Below are 16728 nucleotides of genomic sequence, written 5' to 3' on the forward strand. Positions count from 1 at the left end.
CATTCTCCTATTTGATAAAACGTTTCAGTAGACTGACTAACAAAAAGACAGCTACAAAGATAATGGTGATACTAGCGCTGGCAGGTGTTTCCGCATAGTAGGAAATATAAAGTCCTGCCACCATTCCCAAAAAGCCAATAGCACTGGCTAGCAACATAACGGATTTGAAGTTTTTCCCCAGACGAAGGGCAATACTAGCTGGCAAAACCATAATGGTCGACACCAGAAGAGCTCCTGCTGCTGGTATCATAAGGGCAATGGCCACCCCTGTCACCATGTTAAAGAGGATAGACATGGTCCGCACTGGAAGTCCATCTACAAAAGCCGTGTCCTCATCAAAAGTCAGGATATACATTGGTCGCAAGAACAAGAATGTCAAGAGTAAAACGACCGCCGCAATGGCAAAGAGGAAAATCACCTGCTCCTGGCTAATGGTCACAATAGACCCAAAGAGATATTGGTCCAAACTCATGGAGCTCGAACTTTTACCCTTACTCATCACGATAAGAGACACTGCAAGCCCTGTAGACATGAGGATGGCAGTCCCGATTTCCATAAAGTTCTTATAGACTGTACGGAGATACTCTAGAAAGACCGCAGCGATCAAGACGATAGCAATGGTTGAAATAGTTGGAGAAATTCCCAAAACCAGACCAAAGGCTACTCCTGATAGAGAAACGTGACTGAGTGTATCACTCATCAAACTCTGACGACGCAAGATTAGGAAGGTCCCAAGGACTGGAGAAAAGAGACTCATGGCAATAACAGCCAAGAAGGCACGCTGCATGAAGTCATAGGATAACAAACTAAGCATGGTCCACCTCCTGATCGCTTTCGTGAATGTTGAAACAACGCCATGGCGAGTCTTGATTACGAACTAGATGGATATTGCGATCTGCATAGTCCTTGACTTCTTCAGGGTCATGGGTAATCATCAAAACGGCCTTGCCATGATGGTGGGCACTATGGTGCATGAGCTCGTAAAATTCATTTTTGCTTCCAGCATCCATCCCTGTCGTCGGCTCATCCAAGACAAAGATATCCGGGTCAGAAGCAAACATCCGAGCAATCACCGCTCGTTGCTTTTGCCCTCCCGAAAGGGAACCAATTCGTTTGTCACGGTGTTCCCACATACCAACTGAGTCTAGACTGGCCTTGATATGCTCTTCATCATGGGCGTTCAAGCGACGGAACCAACCCTTTCGAGGGTAGCGACCCGACTTGACAAATTCATAAACCGTACTTGGAAAGCCAGCATTAAAACTGGCTATTTGCTGGGGAAGATAAGCTATCCTAAGCTTTTTCCCATGAGTATTTGTCTTTGATATAGTTACCTTGCCAAACCTTGGCTGCAAGATGCCTAGACTCGCCTTGATAAGCGTCGTCTTGGCAGCCCCATTTTCACCAGTCAGGGTGACAAACTCCCCACTATCAACACTATAGTTGATATGCTCGAGGACAGGTTCCTTGTCATAATAGAAAGACAAGTCCTCTACTGTAATATACCGCATTATTTGATTTCTCCTACTAAAGCAGTTAAAAACCGCTGGATAACTTCTTGTTCATTTGGAGTAAACTGACTTGCTACTTGTTCATAGGCTGAAAGCGTATGCTCATGGTGGTGGTGGTGCTCCGCCGCTACTGGTCGAGCCAGCTCTGTCAGTTTGTAAAAGATCACACGCGCATCCTTTGGATCTCTGGATGTCTCTAACATGCCCTCTTTGACTAAAGACTTGATAGCCTTGGTCACTGCCGCCTGACTGACATTAAGGCGACGGGCCAACTCCGAGTTGGTTAAGGATTCTTCTGACAAGAGCATGAGGATGTGTTCCTGAGTATTGGTCAAGGCTACGTCACTCGTGCAATGCCCGATTAGAATTTCATGCTGGTTCTCAGATCTCAAGATCACCTCGTTTAAAAAGTTATCGATTTCCTGTGCAAGCTGTCTCATGTGTTACTCCTTCCCTAGCTATCTTTTTCGTAAAAAGCATAGATAGCCACCGATTCTTTACTGGTTAATTATATCATAAACCAAAAAAGAGTCAAGGGAAAAAGGCGTAAAAACGTTTCCCTAGACTCTTCTAGATGTAAAATTTAACCTATTTTTGCTTTGGTTTTCGACTCAATAAGATACCTGCCAAACCAGCTACCATTCCCATCAAGAGCAAAAAGATGGACTGTTCGCTTCCTGTATTTGGGAGGGCTTTTTCTGAGACAACTGCCTTCTTGCTAAATTGACCTGCAACCTCATAAGTCAATGGCACATTTGTAGTCGCATCGTTAGCAGTCGCATTCGTTTGAGGCGTTTCTACTGGCAGACTAAAGGTTTTAGAATCCACAGAAATCGTCCGTGAGTTCGGATTGATCTTTTCATACTGGGTCAAATCAGCGGTTTTAAGATACTCTTCAAAGGCTGCATCCATAGATGGGCCTTCTTCACGCGCGCCACCTAACATAGTGTAGCCATCACCACCTGCAGCTAAGAAATCATTGGTTGCAAGATAGTAGGTTTTTGCGAGGTCTAGAAGATCATAACGACCAGTTGCACGGTTTTTAACCTGGATGGCCAAGACACGTTTGCCTGATGGTAGGTTGGTATCATAGTAGACCTTCACACCTGAAACTTGCAAGAAACCACCACTTGGCTCTAACAATGGTTGCCCGTTCTCATCCAATACCTTCTTGCCATCCTTATCAACCTGCAAGATAGATCCGAGTGACTTTTCAAACATATCCAATACTTGTTGTCCCGTCACTTGGATTTGTGAGATGGTATTTCCAAACGGAAGAACGGCAATGACATTTCCTTTAGTGATTGGTTTGCCCTTTGCAATGGTTTCACGCAAGCCACCACCATTTGTCACAGCGATGTCAGTCGGATGGCTAAATCCTGTTTGACCATATTGATAGAGGGAGTCTGCTACGACGTTTCCGAGGTTGGTTTCACGAACCCGAACATTTTCACGATCACCGTTTAGTTCTACAGGGCTGTTTGAAACGACTTCAACAGCATTTTCAGCATCGTATTTTTGTTTAATGTCTTTGACTAGTTTTTCAACTGTAGGATTAGCTGGCAATTTTTTAGCATCAGCAGCCGGAATCTGAGTTGGACTGCCCAAAAGCTGACGTGATTTGTAGATAACTTTCCCAACATTATGAAGGTAACTTCCTGTTTGGTTATAGGTAACATTGTCTCCATAAGTTGTGGAAGCTACTGTGTGAGAATGACCATCAATAACCGTCACACGTTTGCCTTTGAGACGAGGATTTTTAGAGAGAGCTTCTGCCAAGGTTGAACCACGCCACTCGACTGGAGTTGTGGTATCTACACCCAAGTGAGCGAGCACAACATAGTGTTTGTAGTCTTTACCTTCTGCACGCGCCTTGGCTTGAACTTCTTCGATGACTTTATTGACTTCAGAGATTGGATCAGTAAAAGTTACCCCTTTAATGTTTTTAGGGTGGGTTTTTGTAGCCGTTTCAGGTGTTGTCACACCAATTACAACAAACTCATCACCTTCCACAGTCTTATCTTTATCAACGATTGTAGAAGCTTCAAAAAGACGAGCTCCATTGACATAGGTGTTTGAGCTAAGTAATGGGAATTTCAAGATTTCCTTGTATTTTTTAACTTCATCAAGACCAAAGTCAAACTCATGGTTTCCTACTGCCATGGCATCATACTGCATCTGATTGAGAATTTCAGCACGCGCTTCACCCTTGGTAGAGTTGGAAATCGGCAAACCTTGGAAAGCGTCTCCCGCATCAACAACCAGAGTATTTTGATTTGATTTCGCACGCTCCTGCTCAATGACAGTCGCTAGTTTAGCATCTCCAATTACTCCCTTTTCCTCTACGATACGACCATGAACATCATTAGTATGTAAGATAACGGTGTCCTTTTCTTCGCTTTTAGTAGATTCAACAGGAGCTGATGGAGCTTCTGCAGATGCAACGGTTGATGGAGTCTCTACCTCATTTGTTGGAGTTGCTGACGTAGCGGGAGTTGCTACAACAGCTGAACTTTCTGCAGGAGTTGTTGCTTCCTCAGCGTATACTTGTCCAGCTAAGAAGGCTGGGGCTAATAGAGCTGTCGATAAGACAGGCAACAAAGAACGTTTATTCATTTTGAAATCCTTTTCTTTTCTTTTTTCCTTTATATTATACGATATTTCTATAAAAAATAAAACTTTTGACTAGTTTTTATATAAAATATTCGCCATTTAACCAAAAAACCTGAACCAAAAAGTTCAAGTTTTTTTAATCAATTTATTGGAAATCTTTGATATTTCCATCATAGGTCGCCCAGTCCTTACTAAAGAAACGGTCATTCATCTTGTAGTCTGGGGCTGGTTTTGGATCCGTCAAGAAGGGATTCACAACCTTATCAAAAGCCAACCAGCCCAACCAACCTAAGTGGATGGTATCCTTGATAAAGTAAGGTTCTCCTCCGTTTTTTGAAAAGTCAGCAATGTTGGTAAAGCCTTGACTTTCTAACTGGTAACGAATTTTCTCCACTGCATGTTGATACATTTCTTCACTGAGCTCTGTATATTCCATCCATTTCTTGTTGACAGGCTGGATAACAAAGAGCACATTGACTTTTGATTTGGCAAATTGATTGAGAACCAGCTGCAAATCATTGTATTCAGACGACTTTAGGAAGTTATAATTTTTTTGATACCCTTCCCATTTTTTTAAGTCTTTTTTGACCTCATACGTGTAGAAATGATTCTCCATCCCCATATCGTTATTGGTCGTATTTGCCTCTGCATCCTTACGGGCAATTTCTTCTAAAGTGTCATAAGAAAACTGATCAGGAAGATCTTTTAAATAGTTTTCTACATGTTCTTTGTACTTGAGTTTCCCCCGAATGGAAAATTGACCAAAAAGAGAGGACTGCTTTTCATTGAATCGTGCAAAGACGTTGATGATAAGTCGATCAGCATCTGACAAGTCCTCTCCTTTTGAAAGCTTTTGAAGGATGCCTTTCAATGCCACACTCGGGTTCTGCTTCAACAAACGCGTCGCAGCATGCTTAGCCGAGATGTCCCCAGATTGATTTTCCAAAAAAGCTGTTAACTGGTCGCTATTAAAGAATCTCTGAAACGCCGCTGGCTCATAATCCGTCTCTGTAAACCACTGAGGAGAGATGACAAACACCACCTGCTTTTCCTCGATTTCTGGCAGAATCTGCTGCAAACCGAAATATTGATTAAGCGAGGCCGCTCCTGCCTGACCCATAAAGTACGGGCGATAGGGACGATTGTATTTTTCTGCTAAAACAGCTGGATGGACACTATCAAATCGAATCCATTCACTTGACCCTAGAAAAGGGACAAAACGCATATTGGGATCCGTTAGCGCCCTCACTTTTTGACTTCTCTCTTTAAAACTTTCTCTACTGATGGAAGCTGCAGAGTACTTCTCCTCCGTCAGATTATGGCTTGTTGTACTTGGATAAAAAAAGATGAGTAGAAGAACCAAAAATCCAGCGATGAAGATAGGCCCGAAGATCAGCCACAAGCGTTTAAGCATTCTTTAACTCCGCAATACCTTCTACAATTTTATTAGCTGTATTCCAGTCATCACGACCGAACTCCGTCACTGGAACACGAATGTCAAAACGGTTTTCAATCTCAACAATCAATTCAACCGTTCCCATGCTATCCAAGACACCGGCATCAAAAAGATCTTCATCCATCATGTCAGAAACATCTTCCATAAACAACTCATCAATAATTTCAATAACTTCTGATTTGATATCCATTTTTCATATCCTTTTATTTTTTAAACCATAAATCATTCAAAAATCCAGAAAAGATTAAGAATGAAACCATCACGACATGGAAGGTGACAACCATGCCAAGCAACTGAATCCAGCGATTCTCAGGTAAGGAACCCTTTCCAGCTTTTTTCCGTTCTTTATTGAGCGCTTTTTTCTTACGAACCCAAGCGTCATTGATGACCAGCCCAATCCCATGGAAAAGTCCATAGGCGATGTAGTACCAGGTCACACCATGCCAAAATCCCATAATCAGCATATTGAGAATGTAGGCTACACTTGAGGTCACGTTACGATTTTTAAAGACCTTCTTTCTGGTCAACACCATAACCATCCGCATAAAGACAAAGTCACGGAACCAGAAAGACAGACTCATGTGCCAGCGATTCCAAAACTCTTTTAAATCCCTTGACAAAAAGGGCTTGTTAAAATTGATGGGACTATGAATCCCCATCAAGTTTGAAATGGCTAAGGCAAACATAGAGTAGCCCGCAAAGTCAAAGAAGAGCTCCAGACCAAAGGTGTACATGACCGCTAAAGCGTAGAGGTTAAAGAAACCACCTGTCTGCAAGGCCAAATTTTTCAGCGGAGGCAATAATGTCTCTCCTAAAATGTGAGCCAAAATAAACTTGTAGAGGAAGCCAAGCATGATATATTTGACAGCCTCTTCTAGCATGTCCATCAGCTCATCCCGCTCAGGAATGGTCTCGTAATTTTCATTGAAGCGTTTAAAACGATCAATGGGACCACTTGAGAAAGTCGGCATAAAGAGAAGAAAACGTAAGAATTGCCAAATCGTTAAATCCTTGATGACACCATCTCTCAACTCAACGATAACCCCAACTGCACGAAAGGTCAAGTAAGAAATTCCTAAAAATCCAAACAAAGATTGAGGGCCATGAATAGTAGGAGATACTTTCACAAAGACGATAGGCAATAGGGATAAAAAGCTAACTAGATAAAATATCCATTTACTATCCCGTCGTTTCCTGTACCTTTTGTAGAAAAATACAAGCAGTACTTGCCAGATAACATAAAGGATCAGAGCACTTATTTGATCGGTCTTTCCACCGACCAACATGGTGACGATAAAGAAGAGACTAACCAGCACCTCATACCAGGCAAAACGTTTCTTGAAAAAGAGCCCGATAAATATCGGTAGGGTCGCAGCAATCACATACAAAAAATAATAAAGATTGCCATAAGGTTCCAAATGAGGTAGCTGTTTGTAAAGCTCCATCATCTATTGTTTACCTCGTTGATCAAGCCCTTGATATCAATTTTACCATTAGGCGTTAGTGGCAAACTATCTCGATAGAGGAATTTCGATGGCATCATATAAGACATCATGATATCTGCTAGGTCTTCCTTGATAGCCTTGGTAATATCGATATCACGTTCAAACTGCTGACGGACACCGTCCTTTAGGATGACATAGGTCAGTAGATTTTGCACCTTGTGATCCTTGTTATAGCGTGGAACAGCAACAGCCGACTCGATATAGCGAGATTTGTTGAGATTTTGAGAGACATCTTCAAGCTCAATGCGGTAACCATTAAACTTAATCTGGAAGTCCATGCGTCCGCCGTAGAGAAGCAAGCCTTCATCCGTCATGGTTCCCACATCTCCGGTGTGATAGGCTGGCAGTCCTTCAAATTCAAAGAAGGCTTCCGCTGTTTTTTCAGGATTGTTCATATAGCCTTTTGACACAGCTGGCCCAGAAACAATGATTTCTCCCTGTTCACCATTTGGCAGTTTATTGCCTTCTTCATCAATGATAAAGGTCGGAGAATCAGCCTTGGTATAACCGATTGGTAGGCGTTTGAGAGTCGCCAACATCTCGTCTGTCACAGCAACTGCTGACAGAGCCACTGTTGCTTCTGTTGGACCGTAAGCATTGATAATTTGGGCATTTGGGAAACGCTCGCGCAGTTTTTGAGCTGTTTTGACCGTCAATTCTTCGCCATCAAAGTAGAAATGCGTAATTCCTGGCATTTTCTCACTATTAAAATCTTCTGACAACATGGCCATATCTGCAAAGGAAGGCGTTGAGGTCCAGATAGCGATTGGCAATGAAAAGATGGTCGCAAATAGTTGCTTGAAGTCCTGAGTAATGGCTGAAGGAAGAGCGAAAAGTGTACCACCCAGTGCTAAGGTTGGCGCCCAGTACATGACAGACAGGTCAAAAGAGTAGGGTGGTTGGGCCAGCATTTGCGGACGACTTGGCGTCGCAAATTCTTTGTCTGTAATCATCCAGTTGGTAAAACTGAGGAGATTGTCATGGGAAATCTGCACTCCCTTTGGCTTACCAGTCGTACCAGAAGTAAAGATGATGTAGTAGTTGTCATCTCCCTTGACTGGATGCGTAATCTCGTAGCTAGAAGTTTGAGCAAAAGCTTCATGAACTTGCTCCAAATTCAGCATCGGTGTGCTAGTTTGCTCTAATGGAAAATCTGAGATAGCAATAATCAAGCTTGGCTCTGCAACTTCTACGATAGCAGAAACTCGTTCCAAGGCCGAATGGCTGTCAATTGGAATATAGGCATGTCCCGACTTAGTCAGCGCCACAAAGGTAGCCAACATCTCATACTCCTGACCACCAAAAACGACGACTGGAGATTTCTCAGGCAAGCCTAGTTGATCGATGGTTGCAGCCAAACTATCCGAATCAGCCTTCAGATCACCATAAGTGTGCTCTTGGCCTAAAACATTGTAGACAGGATATGTTGGTTGTGTTTGAGCAAAGTGCTCAATCGTTTCAATCATATCTTTTATCGGTTTATTAGACACGGTTTTTCTTCTCCTTCAAACTAGAACTCATTATAAATAAAGGTTCCTTGGCTCTGACCAAGGTAACTAAAAAAATAAAGCAAACCAAGTAAGATTACAAAATATAGGACGGTCTGTCCCAAAAACATATACAATTTTCTGTGTTTTCCCATAGTTAGTGTGTTCAATTTTCTATGATTTTTCAAAAAAGCTATGCAACTATGCATTTACTGTCTTATCTTCCTAACATTTTACCATTTTATCAACCTTTTTTTCAACTGTTTACCATAATTCAAAAGTTTGTTTTAGCTTATTTTAAGATAAGTTAAGATATCAATCTTTTTGTTATAAATAAAGACAAAAACGAGCCTGAGATTTCCATCTCAAACTCTGTTGCCAATAACTCTTTTATCTTAGAAAAGTGAGAATACGAGGACTGCTAAGGACGCTCCGAGGATAGGTCCCACAACAGGAATCCAAGCATAAGACCAGTCTCCGTCTCCCTTGTTTGGAATTGGCAAGATGCTGTGCATGATACGAGGGCCAAGGTCACGAGCTGGGTTCAAGGCATAACCTGTTGTCCCACCTAGTGAAAGACCGATACCGACAATCAACGTTCCTACTGCAAAGGTCCCTAAACCGGCTTGAAGGTCATAGAGTCCCAAGGCAAAGATTGTCAAGAGCAAAACAAAGGTACCAAGGATTTCGCTAACCAAATTCGATACTGTGTCCTTGATGGCTGGTCCAGTACTAAAGGTCGCTAGGATATTTCCTGCGTTTTCTTCCGCCTCATAGTGTGGTTTGAATTGCAACCAAACCAAAATCTGAGCCACCATCGCTCCTGCGAATTGGGCTAGGATATAAGGGAAAACAGAAGCCCAAGAGAGCGTTCCTTTTAAGGCCATAGCAAACGTCACAGCTGGATTTAGGTGGGCTGGACTGAGCGTGCCAGATACAAAGGCCGCAACGGCTACAGCAATTCCCCATCCCATAGTAATGACAATCCATCCTGAATTGTTGCTCTTGGTTTTGGGAAGAACCACACCTGCAACAACACCATTTCCTAGGAGGATGAGGATTAAGGTCCCCAAAAATTCTCCAAATAATTCTTTCATCATATCTTTGTCTCCATTTAAAAGAAGGAGAGAGAGGGCAAGGAAGGCTTGCCTCCCTCTTTTCTAGTTTTTCTTAATTTTTCAATGCCGCTAGATCGTTGTTAGCAAGAGCTGCTTCGACATCCGCACGGTAGGCTGCTTTTTCTTCTTCTGTCCAATCATAAAATCGTCCCATTTCATCCAAAACTGGCTCAACGATGCTATCCAAACTATCACGCATGAAGAGCATATGGTTGGTACGACGGAGGAGGAAGTCAACTGGGTTCAGAGCCAACTCATTGCGCATTGCATAGTGAAGGGACAAGGTATCTGCCAAGCTGAGTCCTGGCGCTTGTTCCAAGCTGTGAGCAAGGGCAAAGACCTTCGGTGCATTTGAACCGTAAAGATTTGCTAGATAGTGAGCTTCCTTGCTATCCAAACCACGTGAAACTCCAAGTTGAGCAAAGGCTTCGATTTCTGAGTCCACATTTGCTGGGTTCAATTCTCCACCTGAAACAGGATAAGTCTTAGAGTTGATCAGTTTAAAGCTACGGTCAAATTCGGTTTTGAGGATGTCAACCACGCGCTCCATAGCTCCTTCAGCCATCTTACGGTAGTCTGTGATTTTACCACCAGCCAGGGTCAAAAGGCCATTGTCATCACGGTCCAAGCTCGAACCACGAGAAACTGCAGATGGATCCAAATGTTTCTCAGATGTGCTGCTTTCAAGCTTACTAACAGCAGACTCAACATCTTCACGCGTTTTTTCTTTCGATAGATAAGCTTCGACAGTCGCAATCAAGCTATTGAAGCTCTCATCGCTAATGGTTCCGTTATTTCCTCCATTGTAGTCAGAAGCGCTATTGCCTGCAATCAATGGACGAAGACCAGCCCAGCTACTTTCGATATCGTCAATTGTGATATTTGCTTCTGGGAAACGGTTGTTGACAATGCCAAGCAGATAATCTACATCTTCCTGCGTCACTTTTGGATGTTCCAAATCGCCTGTGTAGTCTGTATCCGTTGTACCAAAGTAAGTCTTGTTTTCACGTGGGAGAACAAAGACCATACGACCATCGCCCAAACCTGTGTCAAAGTAAACTGGCTGTGAAACCTTGATCTTGCTTGAATCCACTACCAAGTGCACTCCCTTAGTTGGACGCATTTGTGAGAATTGGGTTCCCTTATTGGACAAATTACGTACCTTGTCGCTCCAAGGACCTGTCGTGTTAATAACCAGACGAGCCTTAATTTCAAAGACTTGGTCTGTCAACAAATCACGAGCTACAACACCTGTAATCTTGCCACTTTCATCAAAGAGGAAGCCTTCTGCCTTAACGTGGTTGGCAATGAGGGCACCGTCTTGATTGGCACGTTTGATGTTTTCAATCACGAGACGCGCATCGTTATTACGGAAGTCAAGGTAAACCCCACCTCCTACCAAGCCTTCTTTCTTCAAGTTTGGCTGGCGTTCCAAGACTTCTTCCTTGCTCAAGACCTTGTTAGCAGCTGGCGTATTGCTAACACCTGCCAAAAGGTCGTACAAGTCCATGGCTACTTTGAGACGGAAAAGGCTAAATGTCGCTCCATCCTCATCGTAAACTGGCAAGAGCATTGGATCTGGTTTTGGAATATGTGGGGCGATTTGTTGAACCACCGCACGTTCAGAAACTGTATCTGAGACTACTTCCACATCAAATTGCTTGAGGTAACGCAGACCTCCGTGAACCAATTTTGTTGAACGGCTAGATGTCCCTTCTGCGAAGTCCTGCATTTCAATCAAGCCAGTCTCAAGACCACTGGCTGCTGCCTGCAAGGCTACACCAGCCCCTGTAATCCCTCCACCGATAATCAAAAGGTCCAGAGTGCGTTCCTGCATTTTTTTAATTGACAATTCACGTGTTTTCTTTGAAAATTCCATATTTACACACTTTCTAACTAAATCACTTTATTCTTTCAGTATTAGTCTTCGATTTCCGCAAAAACTTGCGTTGCTTTCACAGCTTTCTTCCAGCCCTTGTATAGTTGTTCCTTGCGCGATTCGTTCATAGATGGCTCAAAGAGTTCTCCTGTCTCGTTCAAGAGTTTCAACTCGTCCAAGTCCTTCCAGTAACCCACTGCCAAACCAGCTAGGAAAGCCGCTCCTAGGGCAGTTGTTTCCAAGTTTTTAGCGCGTGCGATGTCAATTCCTAAGATGTCAGCCTGGAACTGCATGAGGAAGTTGTTCATAGCAGCACCACCATCCACTTTCAAGACCTGAATAGCTGTCTGAGCATCCACTTGCATCGTGTCGATGATGTCACGCACTTGATAAGCGATAGATTGCAAAGTCGCCTTGATAAAGTCTTCTTTAGTTGTTCCACGAGTCAAGCCAAAGACAGAGCCTCGAGCGTTTTGGTTCCAGTATGGTGCACCTAAACCTGTAAAGGCAGGTACGACATAAACTTCATCATTGTTGTGAGAATTGAGAGCATATTTTTCAGACTCTGGTGAGTTTTCCACCATACGAAGTCCATCACGAAGCCACTGAATGGCACTTCCTGCGATGAAGATAGAACCTTCCAAGGCATAGTACACCTTGCCGTTGATTCCGTAACCAATCGTTGTCAAAAGGTTGTTTTCAGACAACTGCATCTCTTCACCAGTATTCATGATGATGAAAGAACCTGTTCCATAAGTATTCTTAACCATACCAGGTTCAAAGGCCAACTGTCCAAAGAGGGCTGCCTGTTGGTCACCAGCCATACCTGAGATTGGCACTTCTCCACCGTAGAAATGGAATGGAGCTGTCTTACCGTAGATTTCAGAGTTAGAACGAACTTCTGGAAGCATGGCCTTAGGAATGTTGAGGATTTCTAAAATCTCATCATCCCATTTGAGTTCTTTAATGTTATAGAGCATGGTACGAGCCGCATTTGAGTAGTCAGTCACGTGAGCCGCACCGTCAGTCAATTTCCAAACTAACCAAGTATCAATGGTACCAAAGAGCAATTCACCTTTTTCTGCTCGCTCTTGAGCGCCTTCTACATGGTCCAATATCCAACGAACCTTGGTAGCAGAGAAGTAAGCATCGATGATCAAACCAGTCTTTTCGTGGAATTTTTCCACATAACCTTGGCTTTTTAGTTGTTCAGCCAGAGGAGCTGTCTGGCGTGATTGCCAAACGATAGCGTTGTAGATAGGAAGTCCTGTTTTCTTATCCCAGACGACAGTTGTTTCACGCTGGTTAGTAATCCCGATTGCTTCGATTTGACTTGGTTTCACACCACTTTCGATGAAAGCACCCGCGATAACTGACTGAACAGAGTTCCAAATTTCATTGGCATTGTGCTCTACCCAACCTGCTTGAGGGAAAATCTGAGTGAATTCTTTTTGACTAGAGCTGACCTTTTCTCCTTTTTTGTTAAAAATGATGGCACGAGAACTGGTCGTTCCTTGGTCAATAGCCATGATGTATTTTTCTTGTGACATGTGCTGTCCTCCTGATAAAATCTTGAGGGGGTCCCTCTTTACAGTAACTAGTATACAAAATAAAGCGCTTTCTTGTTCATCAATTTTTTTAAAATTTTAAAAAAAAGTGAGGAGATTGTGCGAATTTCACAAAAAAGACCTGAAAAATCAGGTCTTTTAGGCAAAGAGCATCTGACGAATCTTTGCCAAATCCTCCATATCCAAGTCGTTTTTTAAATAATAGATCGGAGTCTGTTCTTTCTTATGGATAGGGTTATTGGTAACCAGCAAATCATAATGTCGACTGGGGTCGTAGGCTTCTATGGCAATAAAACGATTGTATTCCAAATACCGTTTCAAAAGGGCAGCCATCCTAGAAAAGACAAGAAAACCAGATGTCAAATCCAGACCAATCCTCATATGCTGACCACCATTTTCAGCCATATACTCTATCAACTGGAGCCATTCCCAGATAATTTTCTTATCCAAATCCGTTCCCTGATGAAAGGCTGGCAAGATATGAAAAATTCTCTCTGCAGTCCCTCTAAAATCATGTTCCATCAGCAAATAGGGATGGCGATTCTCTGTCTGGTATCTGTACTGATCTTGTAAAATATAGCCCTTGTATAGATAAACTTGACCACAGAGCTGGCTGAGTTCATAGGTGACATGGTCCTCTGTGTAGCCCCCCAGCAGCTCCTCCTTCTTCATCTCTTGAATCAATTGCGTCAGCAAATCGGCTAATTGCCCTCCAAAACCAAGGATATACTCCATAGTATGAAGGGGCAAGATACGATGGGAAAGGAGAAATGAAAAGAATACCATCATCTCACCATCCTCAGTTCCTAGAGGGATGTGTTGCCCAGCAAAAAAGGACGGAGCCTTTCGAAGCAAACGAAGATAGAAAATATTGTCAAAATACCCTCTCATTTTTTCTTCTATGACTTGAAACTGACAGGCATTGACCCGAAGACGCTGTTGACTGATATGAGCCCAGAGAACCAAGTCCAATTTCTGGCCCGAAGACAAGCTAGCACCGCAGATTTCTTCTAAGCTGGCAATCTCTTGTTTTCTCTCAGCTTTCTGCATGTGACCTTCCCACTCCCGACTGGACCAAATCTTGCGGAAAAGACAGAAATAGAAATAGCGAATCTGATGCTCCGGACCTCGCCAACGGCCATTTTGGATGGATAAGTCAAATTCTGACAAAATCTGATTTAGACTAGCTAAGTGGCGACCAAGCGTGGCCTCACTAATCATCAATTCTTGAGCCAACTGATGAGCTAGAAATTGTTGGTGATAGAGAAGGTAAACCAAAATTTGGTACTTAATGGCATTGTCTAGAAACAAGCTCCGAATCTCTCTCCCCTTTGTGGCTGCACCAATCAACAAACGCAGATTTTCATCTTCCAAGTGGATGGTCAGCTCTAGTCCTCTTTCCAAGGCATTTTCGTTAATCAGAGAAATGTACTTGGTTAGGGTCGCTTTTGAAAAACCTGTTTCTTCCATGGCTTTCTTGACTGTTGTCTGCGAATCTTGTAATAGAAAGGAAAGGACTAAAAATTGACCAGATTCTGCTTTTTCCATCAAATCGCCTAAATACATTTGTTACCCCTTTCATTTTCTCCTACAAGCATAGCATAAATCTTACAAATGCTGAAATAATCTGTTTCTCATTTTATTTTAAGGCTGATTTCCTCGTCATTATTCCACAGAAACAGCAAACACACGACTCCCCCTTTGGGCATTTTTATGCTAAAATAGTAGCTATGGATAAAATTATTAAAACTATATCAGAAAGCGGAGCCTTTCGTGCTTTTATCCTTGATAGCACGGAAACCGTCCGCACTGCTCAAGAAAAACATCAAACCCAAGCCAGTTCAACCGTCGCACTTGGTCGCACCCTTATTGCTAGCCAAATTCTCGCAGCTAATGAGAAAGGAAATACCAAACTAACAGTTAAAGTTCTTGGAACGAGCTCTCTCGGTGCCATCATCACAGTCGCAGATACCAAGGGCAACGTCAAAGGCTACGTTCAAAATCCTGGCGTTGATATCAAAAAGACTGCAACGGGTGAAGTCCTAGTCGGTCCTTTTGTCGGAAATGGTCAATTCCTCGTTATCACAGACTATGGTACTGGAAATCCCTACAACTCCATGACTCCCCTTATCTCTGGGGAAATTGGTGAAGACTTGGCCTACTACCTGACAGAAAGCCAACAAACACCTTCAGCAGTCGGCCTCAATGTTCTTTTGGATAAAGACGACAAGGTCGAAGTTGCCGGAGGTTTCCTTCTCCAAGTGTTGCCAGGAGCCAAGGACGAGGAGATTGCCCGCTTTGAGAAACGTATCCAAGAAATGCCAGCTATCTCAACCCTTCTGGAAAGCGACGACCATATCGAAGCTCTCCTCAAGGCTATTTATGGTGATGAATCCTACAAACGCCTATCTGAAGAAGAAATCCGTTTCCAATGTGACTGCAGCAAAGACCGTTTTATGAACGCTCTTGCCAGCCTTCCAAGCTCAGATTTAGAGGAAATGAAAGAGGAAGACCACGGGGCAGAAATCACTTGTCAATTCTGCCAAACAACTTATAACTTTGATGAAAACGACCTGGAGGAACTCATTCGTGACAAATCTTAATACACCCTTTATGATTGGCAATGTTGAGATTCCCAATCGTACCGTTTTAGCGCCTATGGCTGGCGTGACAAATTCAGCCTTTCGTACCATCGCAAAAGAGCTCGGAGCTGGGCTCGTTGTGATGGAAATGGTCTCTGACAAGGGAATCCAATACAACAACGAAAAAACTCTACATATGCTTCATATCGATGAAGGCGAAAACCCAGTCTCTATCCAACTTTTTGGTAGCGATGAAGACAGCCTCGCACGCGCAGCAGAATTCATCCAAGAAAACACCAAGACCGATATCGTCGATATCAACATGGGCTGCCCAGTTAACAAAATCGTGAAAAACGAAGCTGGCGCTATGTGGCTCAAGGATCCAGACAAGATCTACTCTATCATCAACAAGGTCCGATCTGTCCTCGATATTCCACTTACAGTCAAGATGCGTACAGGCTGGTCTGATCCATCCCTAGCTGTGGAGAATGCCCTAGCTGCTGAGGCTGCAGGTGTCTCTGCTCTCGCTATGCACGGCCGTACCCGCGAACAAATGTATACTGGTCACGCAGACCTCGAGACCCTACACAAGGTTGCTCAAGCTCTGACCAAGATTCCATTTATCGCAAATGGTGACATCCGTACGGTCCAAGAAGCCAAACAGCGTATCGAAGAAGTCGGGGCTGACGCTGTCATGATTGGTCGCGCAGCCATGGGAAATCCCTACCTCTTCAACCAGATCAACCACTACTTTGAAACAGGAGAAATCCTTCCTGATTTGACCTTTGAAGATAAGATGAAAATCGCCTACGAACACCTGAAACGCTTGATTAACCTCAAAGGAGAAAACGTAGCCGTTCGTGAATTCCGCGGCCTCGCTCCGCACTACCTCCGGGGAACATCTGGCGCTGCCAAACTTCGTGGAGCCATTTCACAAGCTAGCACCCTAGCAGAGATTGAAGCCCTCTTGCAACTAGACAAAGCATAGTCTCACATCTACAACTCACAA

General features: G+C 43.3%; 15 protein-coding genes. 2 read left to right on the forward strand and 13 right to left on the reverse strand.

All coding sequences use genetic code 11. The annotated features are described in order from the left end of the window. Nucleotides 1-7: 7 nt before the first annotated feature. From K1I53_RS05850 to K1I53_RS05910, 13 genes are all read right to left on the reverse strand, one after another. On the reverse strand, nucleotides 8-814 hold the full coding sequence (locus K1I53_RS05850; RefSeq protein WP_000950023.1) for a metal ABC transporter permease: 807 nt from the start codon (nucleotides 812-814) through the stop codon (nucleotides 8-10). Continuing rightward, complete coding sequence (locus tag K1I53_RS05855; protein WP_001269481.1) at nucleotides 807-1511, reverse strand: metal ABC transporter ATP-binding protein; 705 nt, start codon at nucleotides 1509-1511, stop codon at nucleotides 807-809. The genes K1I53_RS05850 and K1I53_RS05855 overlap by 8 nt, the downstream gene beginning before the upstream one ends. Further along, nucleotides 1511-1951 (reverse strand): zinc-dependent transcriptional regulator AdcR, encoded by a 441-nt coding sequence (gene adcR / locus K1I53_RS05860; protein ID WP_223328715.1) that lies wholly within the window; start codon nucleotides 1949-1951, stop codon nucleotides 1511-1513. Before adcR ends, K1I53_RS05855 begins: the two co-directional genes overlap by 1 nt. Nucleotides 1952-2099: 148 nt before the next feature. Continuing rightward, entirely contained in the window at nucleotides 2100-4127 is a 2028-nt protein-coding gene (gene nt5e / locus K1I53_RS05865) for a cell surface ecto-5'-nucleotidase Nt5e (RefSeq protein ID WP_223328716.1), read from the reverse strand. Nucleotides 4128-4269: 142 nt separating this feature from the next. Continuing rightward, a complete protein-coding gene (dltD, locus tag K1I53_RS05870; protein ID WP_223328717.1) occupies nucleotides 4270-5538 on the reverse strand; it encodes a D-alanyl-lipoteichoic acid biosynthesis protein DltD in 1269 nt (422 codons plus the stop codon). Continuing rightward, on the reverse strand, nucleotides 5531-5770 hold the full coding sequence (gene dltC / locus K1I53_RS05875) for a D-alanine--poly(phosphoribitol) ligase subunit DltC (RefSeq protein ID WP_000351970.1): 240 nt from the start codon (nucleotides 5768-5770) through the stop codon (nucleotides 5531-5533). The genes dltD and dltC overlap by 8 nt, the downstream gene beginning before the upstream one ends. 13 nt (nucleotides 5771-5783) lie before the next feature. Next, complete coding sequence (gene dltB / locus K1I53_RS05880) at nucleotides 5784-7028, reverse strand: D-alanyl-lipoteichoic acid biosynthesis protein DltB (RefSeq protein WP_223328718.1); 1245 nt, start codon at nucleotides 7026-7028, stop codon at nucleotides 5784-5786. Then, complete coding sequence (gene dltA, locus K1I53_RS05885) at nucleotides 7025-8575, reverse strand: D-alanine--poly(phosphoribitol) ligase subunit DltA (protein WP_223328719.1); 1551 nt, start codon at nucleotides 8573-8575, stop codon at nucleotides 7025-7027. Before dltA ends, dltB begins: the two co-directional genes overlap by 4 nt. A gap of 20 nt (nucleotides 8576-8595) precedes the next feature. Next, on the reverse strand, nucleotides 8596-8727 hold the full coding sequence (locus K1I53_RS05890; protein WP_025168981.1) for a teichoic acid D-Ala incorporation-associated protein DltX: 132 nt from the start codon (nucleotides 8725-8727) through the stop codon (nucleotides 8596-8598). Nucleotides 8728-8967: 240 nt separating this feature from the next. Further along, nucleotides 8968-9672 (reverse strand): MIP/aquaporin family protein, encoded by a 705-nt coding sequence (locus K1I53_RS05895; RefSeq protein ID WP_125449053.1) that lies wholly within the window; start codon nucleotides 9670-9672, stop codon nucleotides 8968-8970. Between the two features lie 70 nt (nucleotides 9673-9742). Then, on the reverse strand, nucleotides 9743-11569 hold the full coding sequence (gene glpO, locus K1I53_RS05900; protein WP_125449055.1) for a type 1 glycerol-3-phosphate oxidase: 1827 nt from the start codon (nucleotides 11567-11569) through the stop codon (nucleotides 9743-9745). A 41-nt stretch (nucleotides 11570-11610) separates the two neighbouring features. Continuing rightward, entirely contained in the window at nucleotides 11611-13119 is a 1509-nt protein-coding gene (glpK, locus tag K1I53_RS05905) for a glycerol kinase GlpK (RefSeq protein ID WP_125449057.1), read from the reverse strand. Between the two features lie 156 nt (nucleotides 13120-13275). Next, nucleotides 13276-14703 (reverse strand): helix-turn-helix domain-containing protein, encoded by a 1428-nt coding sequence (locus K1I53_RS05910; RefSeq protein ID WP_125449059.1) that lies wholly within the window; start codon nucleotides 14701-14703, stop codon nucleotides 13276-13278. 164 nt (nucleotides 14704-14867) lie between these two features. Between K1I53_RS05910 and hslO the strand changes: the two genes are divergently transcribed. Next, nucleotides 14868-15740 carry an Hsp33 family molecular chaperone HslO gene (hslO, locus tag K1I53_RS05915; protein ID WP_125449061.1) on the forward strand — a complete coding sequence of 291 codons (873 nt, stop codon included), beginning with the start codon at nucleotides 14868-14870 and terminating at the stop codon, nucleotides 15738-15740. Continuing rightward, on the forward strand, nucleotides 15727-16707 hold the full coding sequence (dusB, locus tag K1I53_RS05920; protein ID WP_185760837.1) for a tRNA dihydrouridine synthase DusB: 981 nt from the start codon (nucleotides 15727-15729) through the stop codon (nucleotides 16705-16707). Before hslO ends, dusB begins: the two co-directional genes overlap by 14 nt. The last annotated feature ends 21 nt before the right edge of the window (nucleotides 16708-16728 follow it).

Source organism: Streptococcus oralis (assembly GCF_019929365.1).
Classification (GTDB): Bacteria; Bacillota; Bacilli; order Lactobacillales; family Streptococcaceae; genus Streptococcus; species Streptococcus oralis_BT.

What these genes read in the sequence shown, in the direction of transcription:
- K1I53_RS05850 (WP_000950023.1), bottom strand. Translation starts at nt 814, where the DNA reads ATGCTTAGTTTGTTATCCTATGACTTCATGCAGCGTGCCTTCTTGGCT.
- K1I53_RS05855 (WP_001269481.1), bottom strand. Translation starts at nt 1,511, where the DNA reads ATGCGGTATATTACAGTAGAGGACTTGTCTTTCTATTATGACAAGGAA.
- adcR (WP_223328715.1), bottom strand. Translation starts at nt 1,951, where the DNA reads ATGAGACAGCTTGCACAGGAAATCGATAACTTTTTAAACGAGGTGATC.
- nt5e (WP_223328716.1), bottom strand. Translation starts at nt 4,127, where the DNA reads ATGAATAAACGTTCTTTGTTGCCTGTCTTATCGACAGCTCTATTAGCC.
- dltD (WP_223328717.1), bottom strand. Translation starts at nt 5,538, where the DNA reads ATGCTTAAACGCTTGTGGCTGATCTTCGGGCCTATCTTCATCGCTGGA.
- dltC (WP_000351970.1), bottom strand. Translation starts at nt 5,770, where the DNA reads ATGGATATCAAATCAGAAGTTATTGAAATTATTGATGAGTTGTTTATG.
- dltB (WP_223328718.1), bottom strand. Translation starts at nt 7,028, where the DNA reads ATGATGGAGCTTTACAAACAGCTACCTCATTTGGAACCTTATGGCAAT.
- K1I53_RS05890 (WP_025168981.1), bottom strand. Translation starts at nt 8,727, where the DNA reads ATGGGAAAACACAGAAAATTGTATATGTTTTTGGGACAGACCGTCCTA.
- K1I53_RS05895 (WP_125449053.1), bottom strand. Translation starts at nt 9,672, where the DNA reads ATGATGAAAGAATTATTTGGAGAATTTTTGGGGACCTTAATCCTCATC.
- glpO (WP_125449055.1), bottom strand. Translation starts at nt 11,569, where the DNA reads ATGGAATTTTCAAAGAAAACACGTGAATTGTCAATTAAAAAAATGCAG.
- glpK (WP_125449057.1), bottom strand. Translation starts at nt 13,119, where the DNA reads ATGTCACAAGAAAAATACATCATGGCTATTGACCAAGGAACGACCAGT.
- K1I53_RS05910 (WP_125449059.1), bottom strand. Translation starts at nt 14,703, where the DNA reads ATGTATTTAGGCGATTTGATGGAAAAAGCAGAATCTGGTCAATTTTTA.
- hslO (WP_125449061.1), top strand. Translation starts at nt 14,868, where the DNA reads ATGGATAAAATTATTAAAACTATATCAGAAAGCGGAGCCTTTCGTGCT.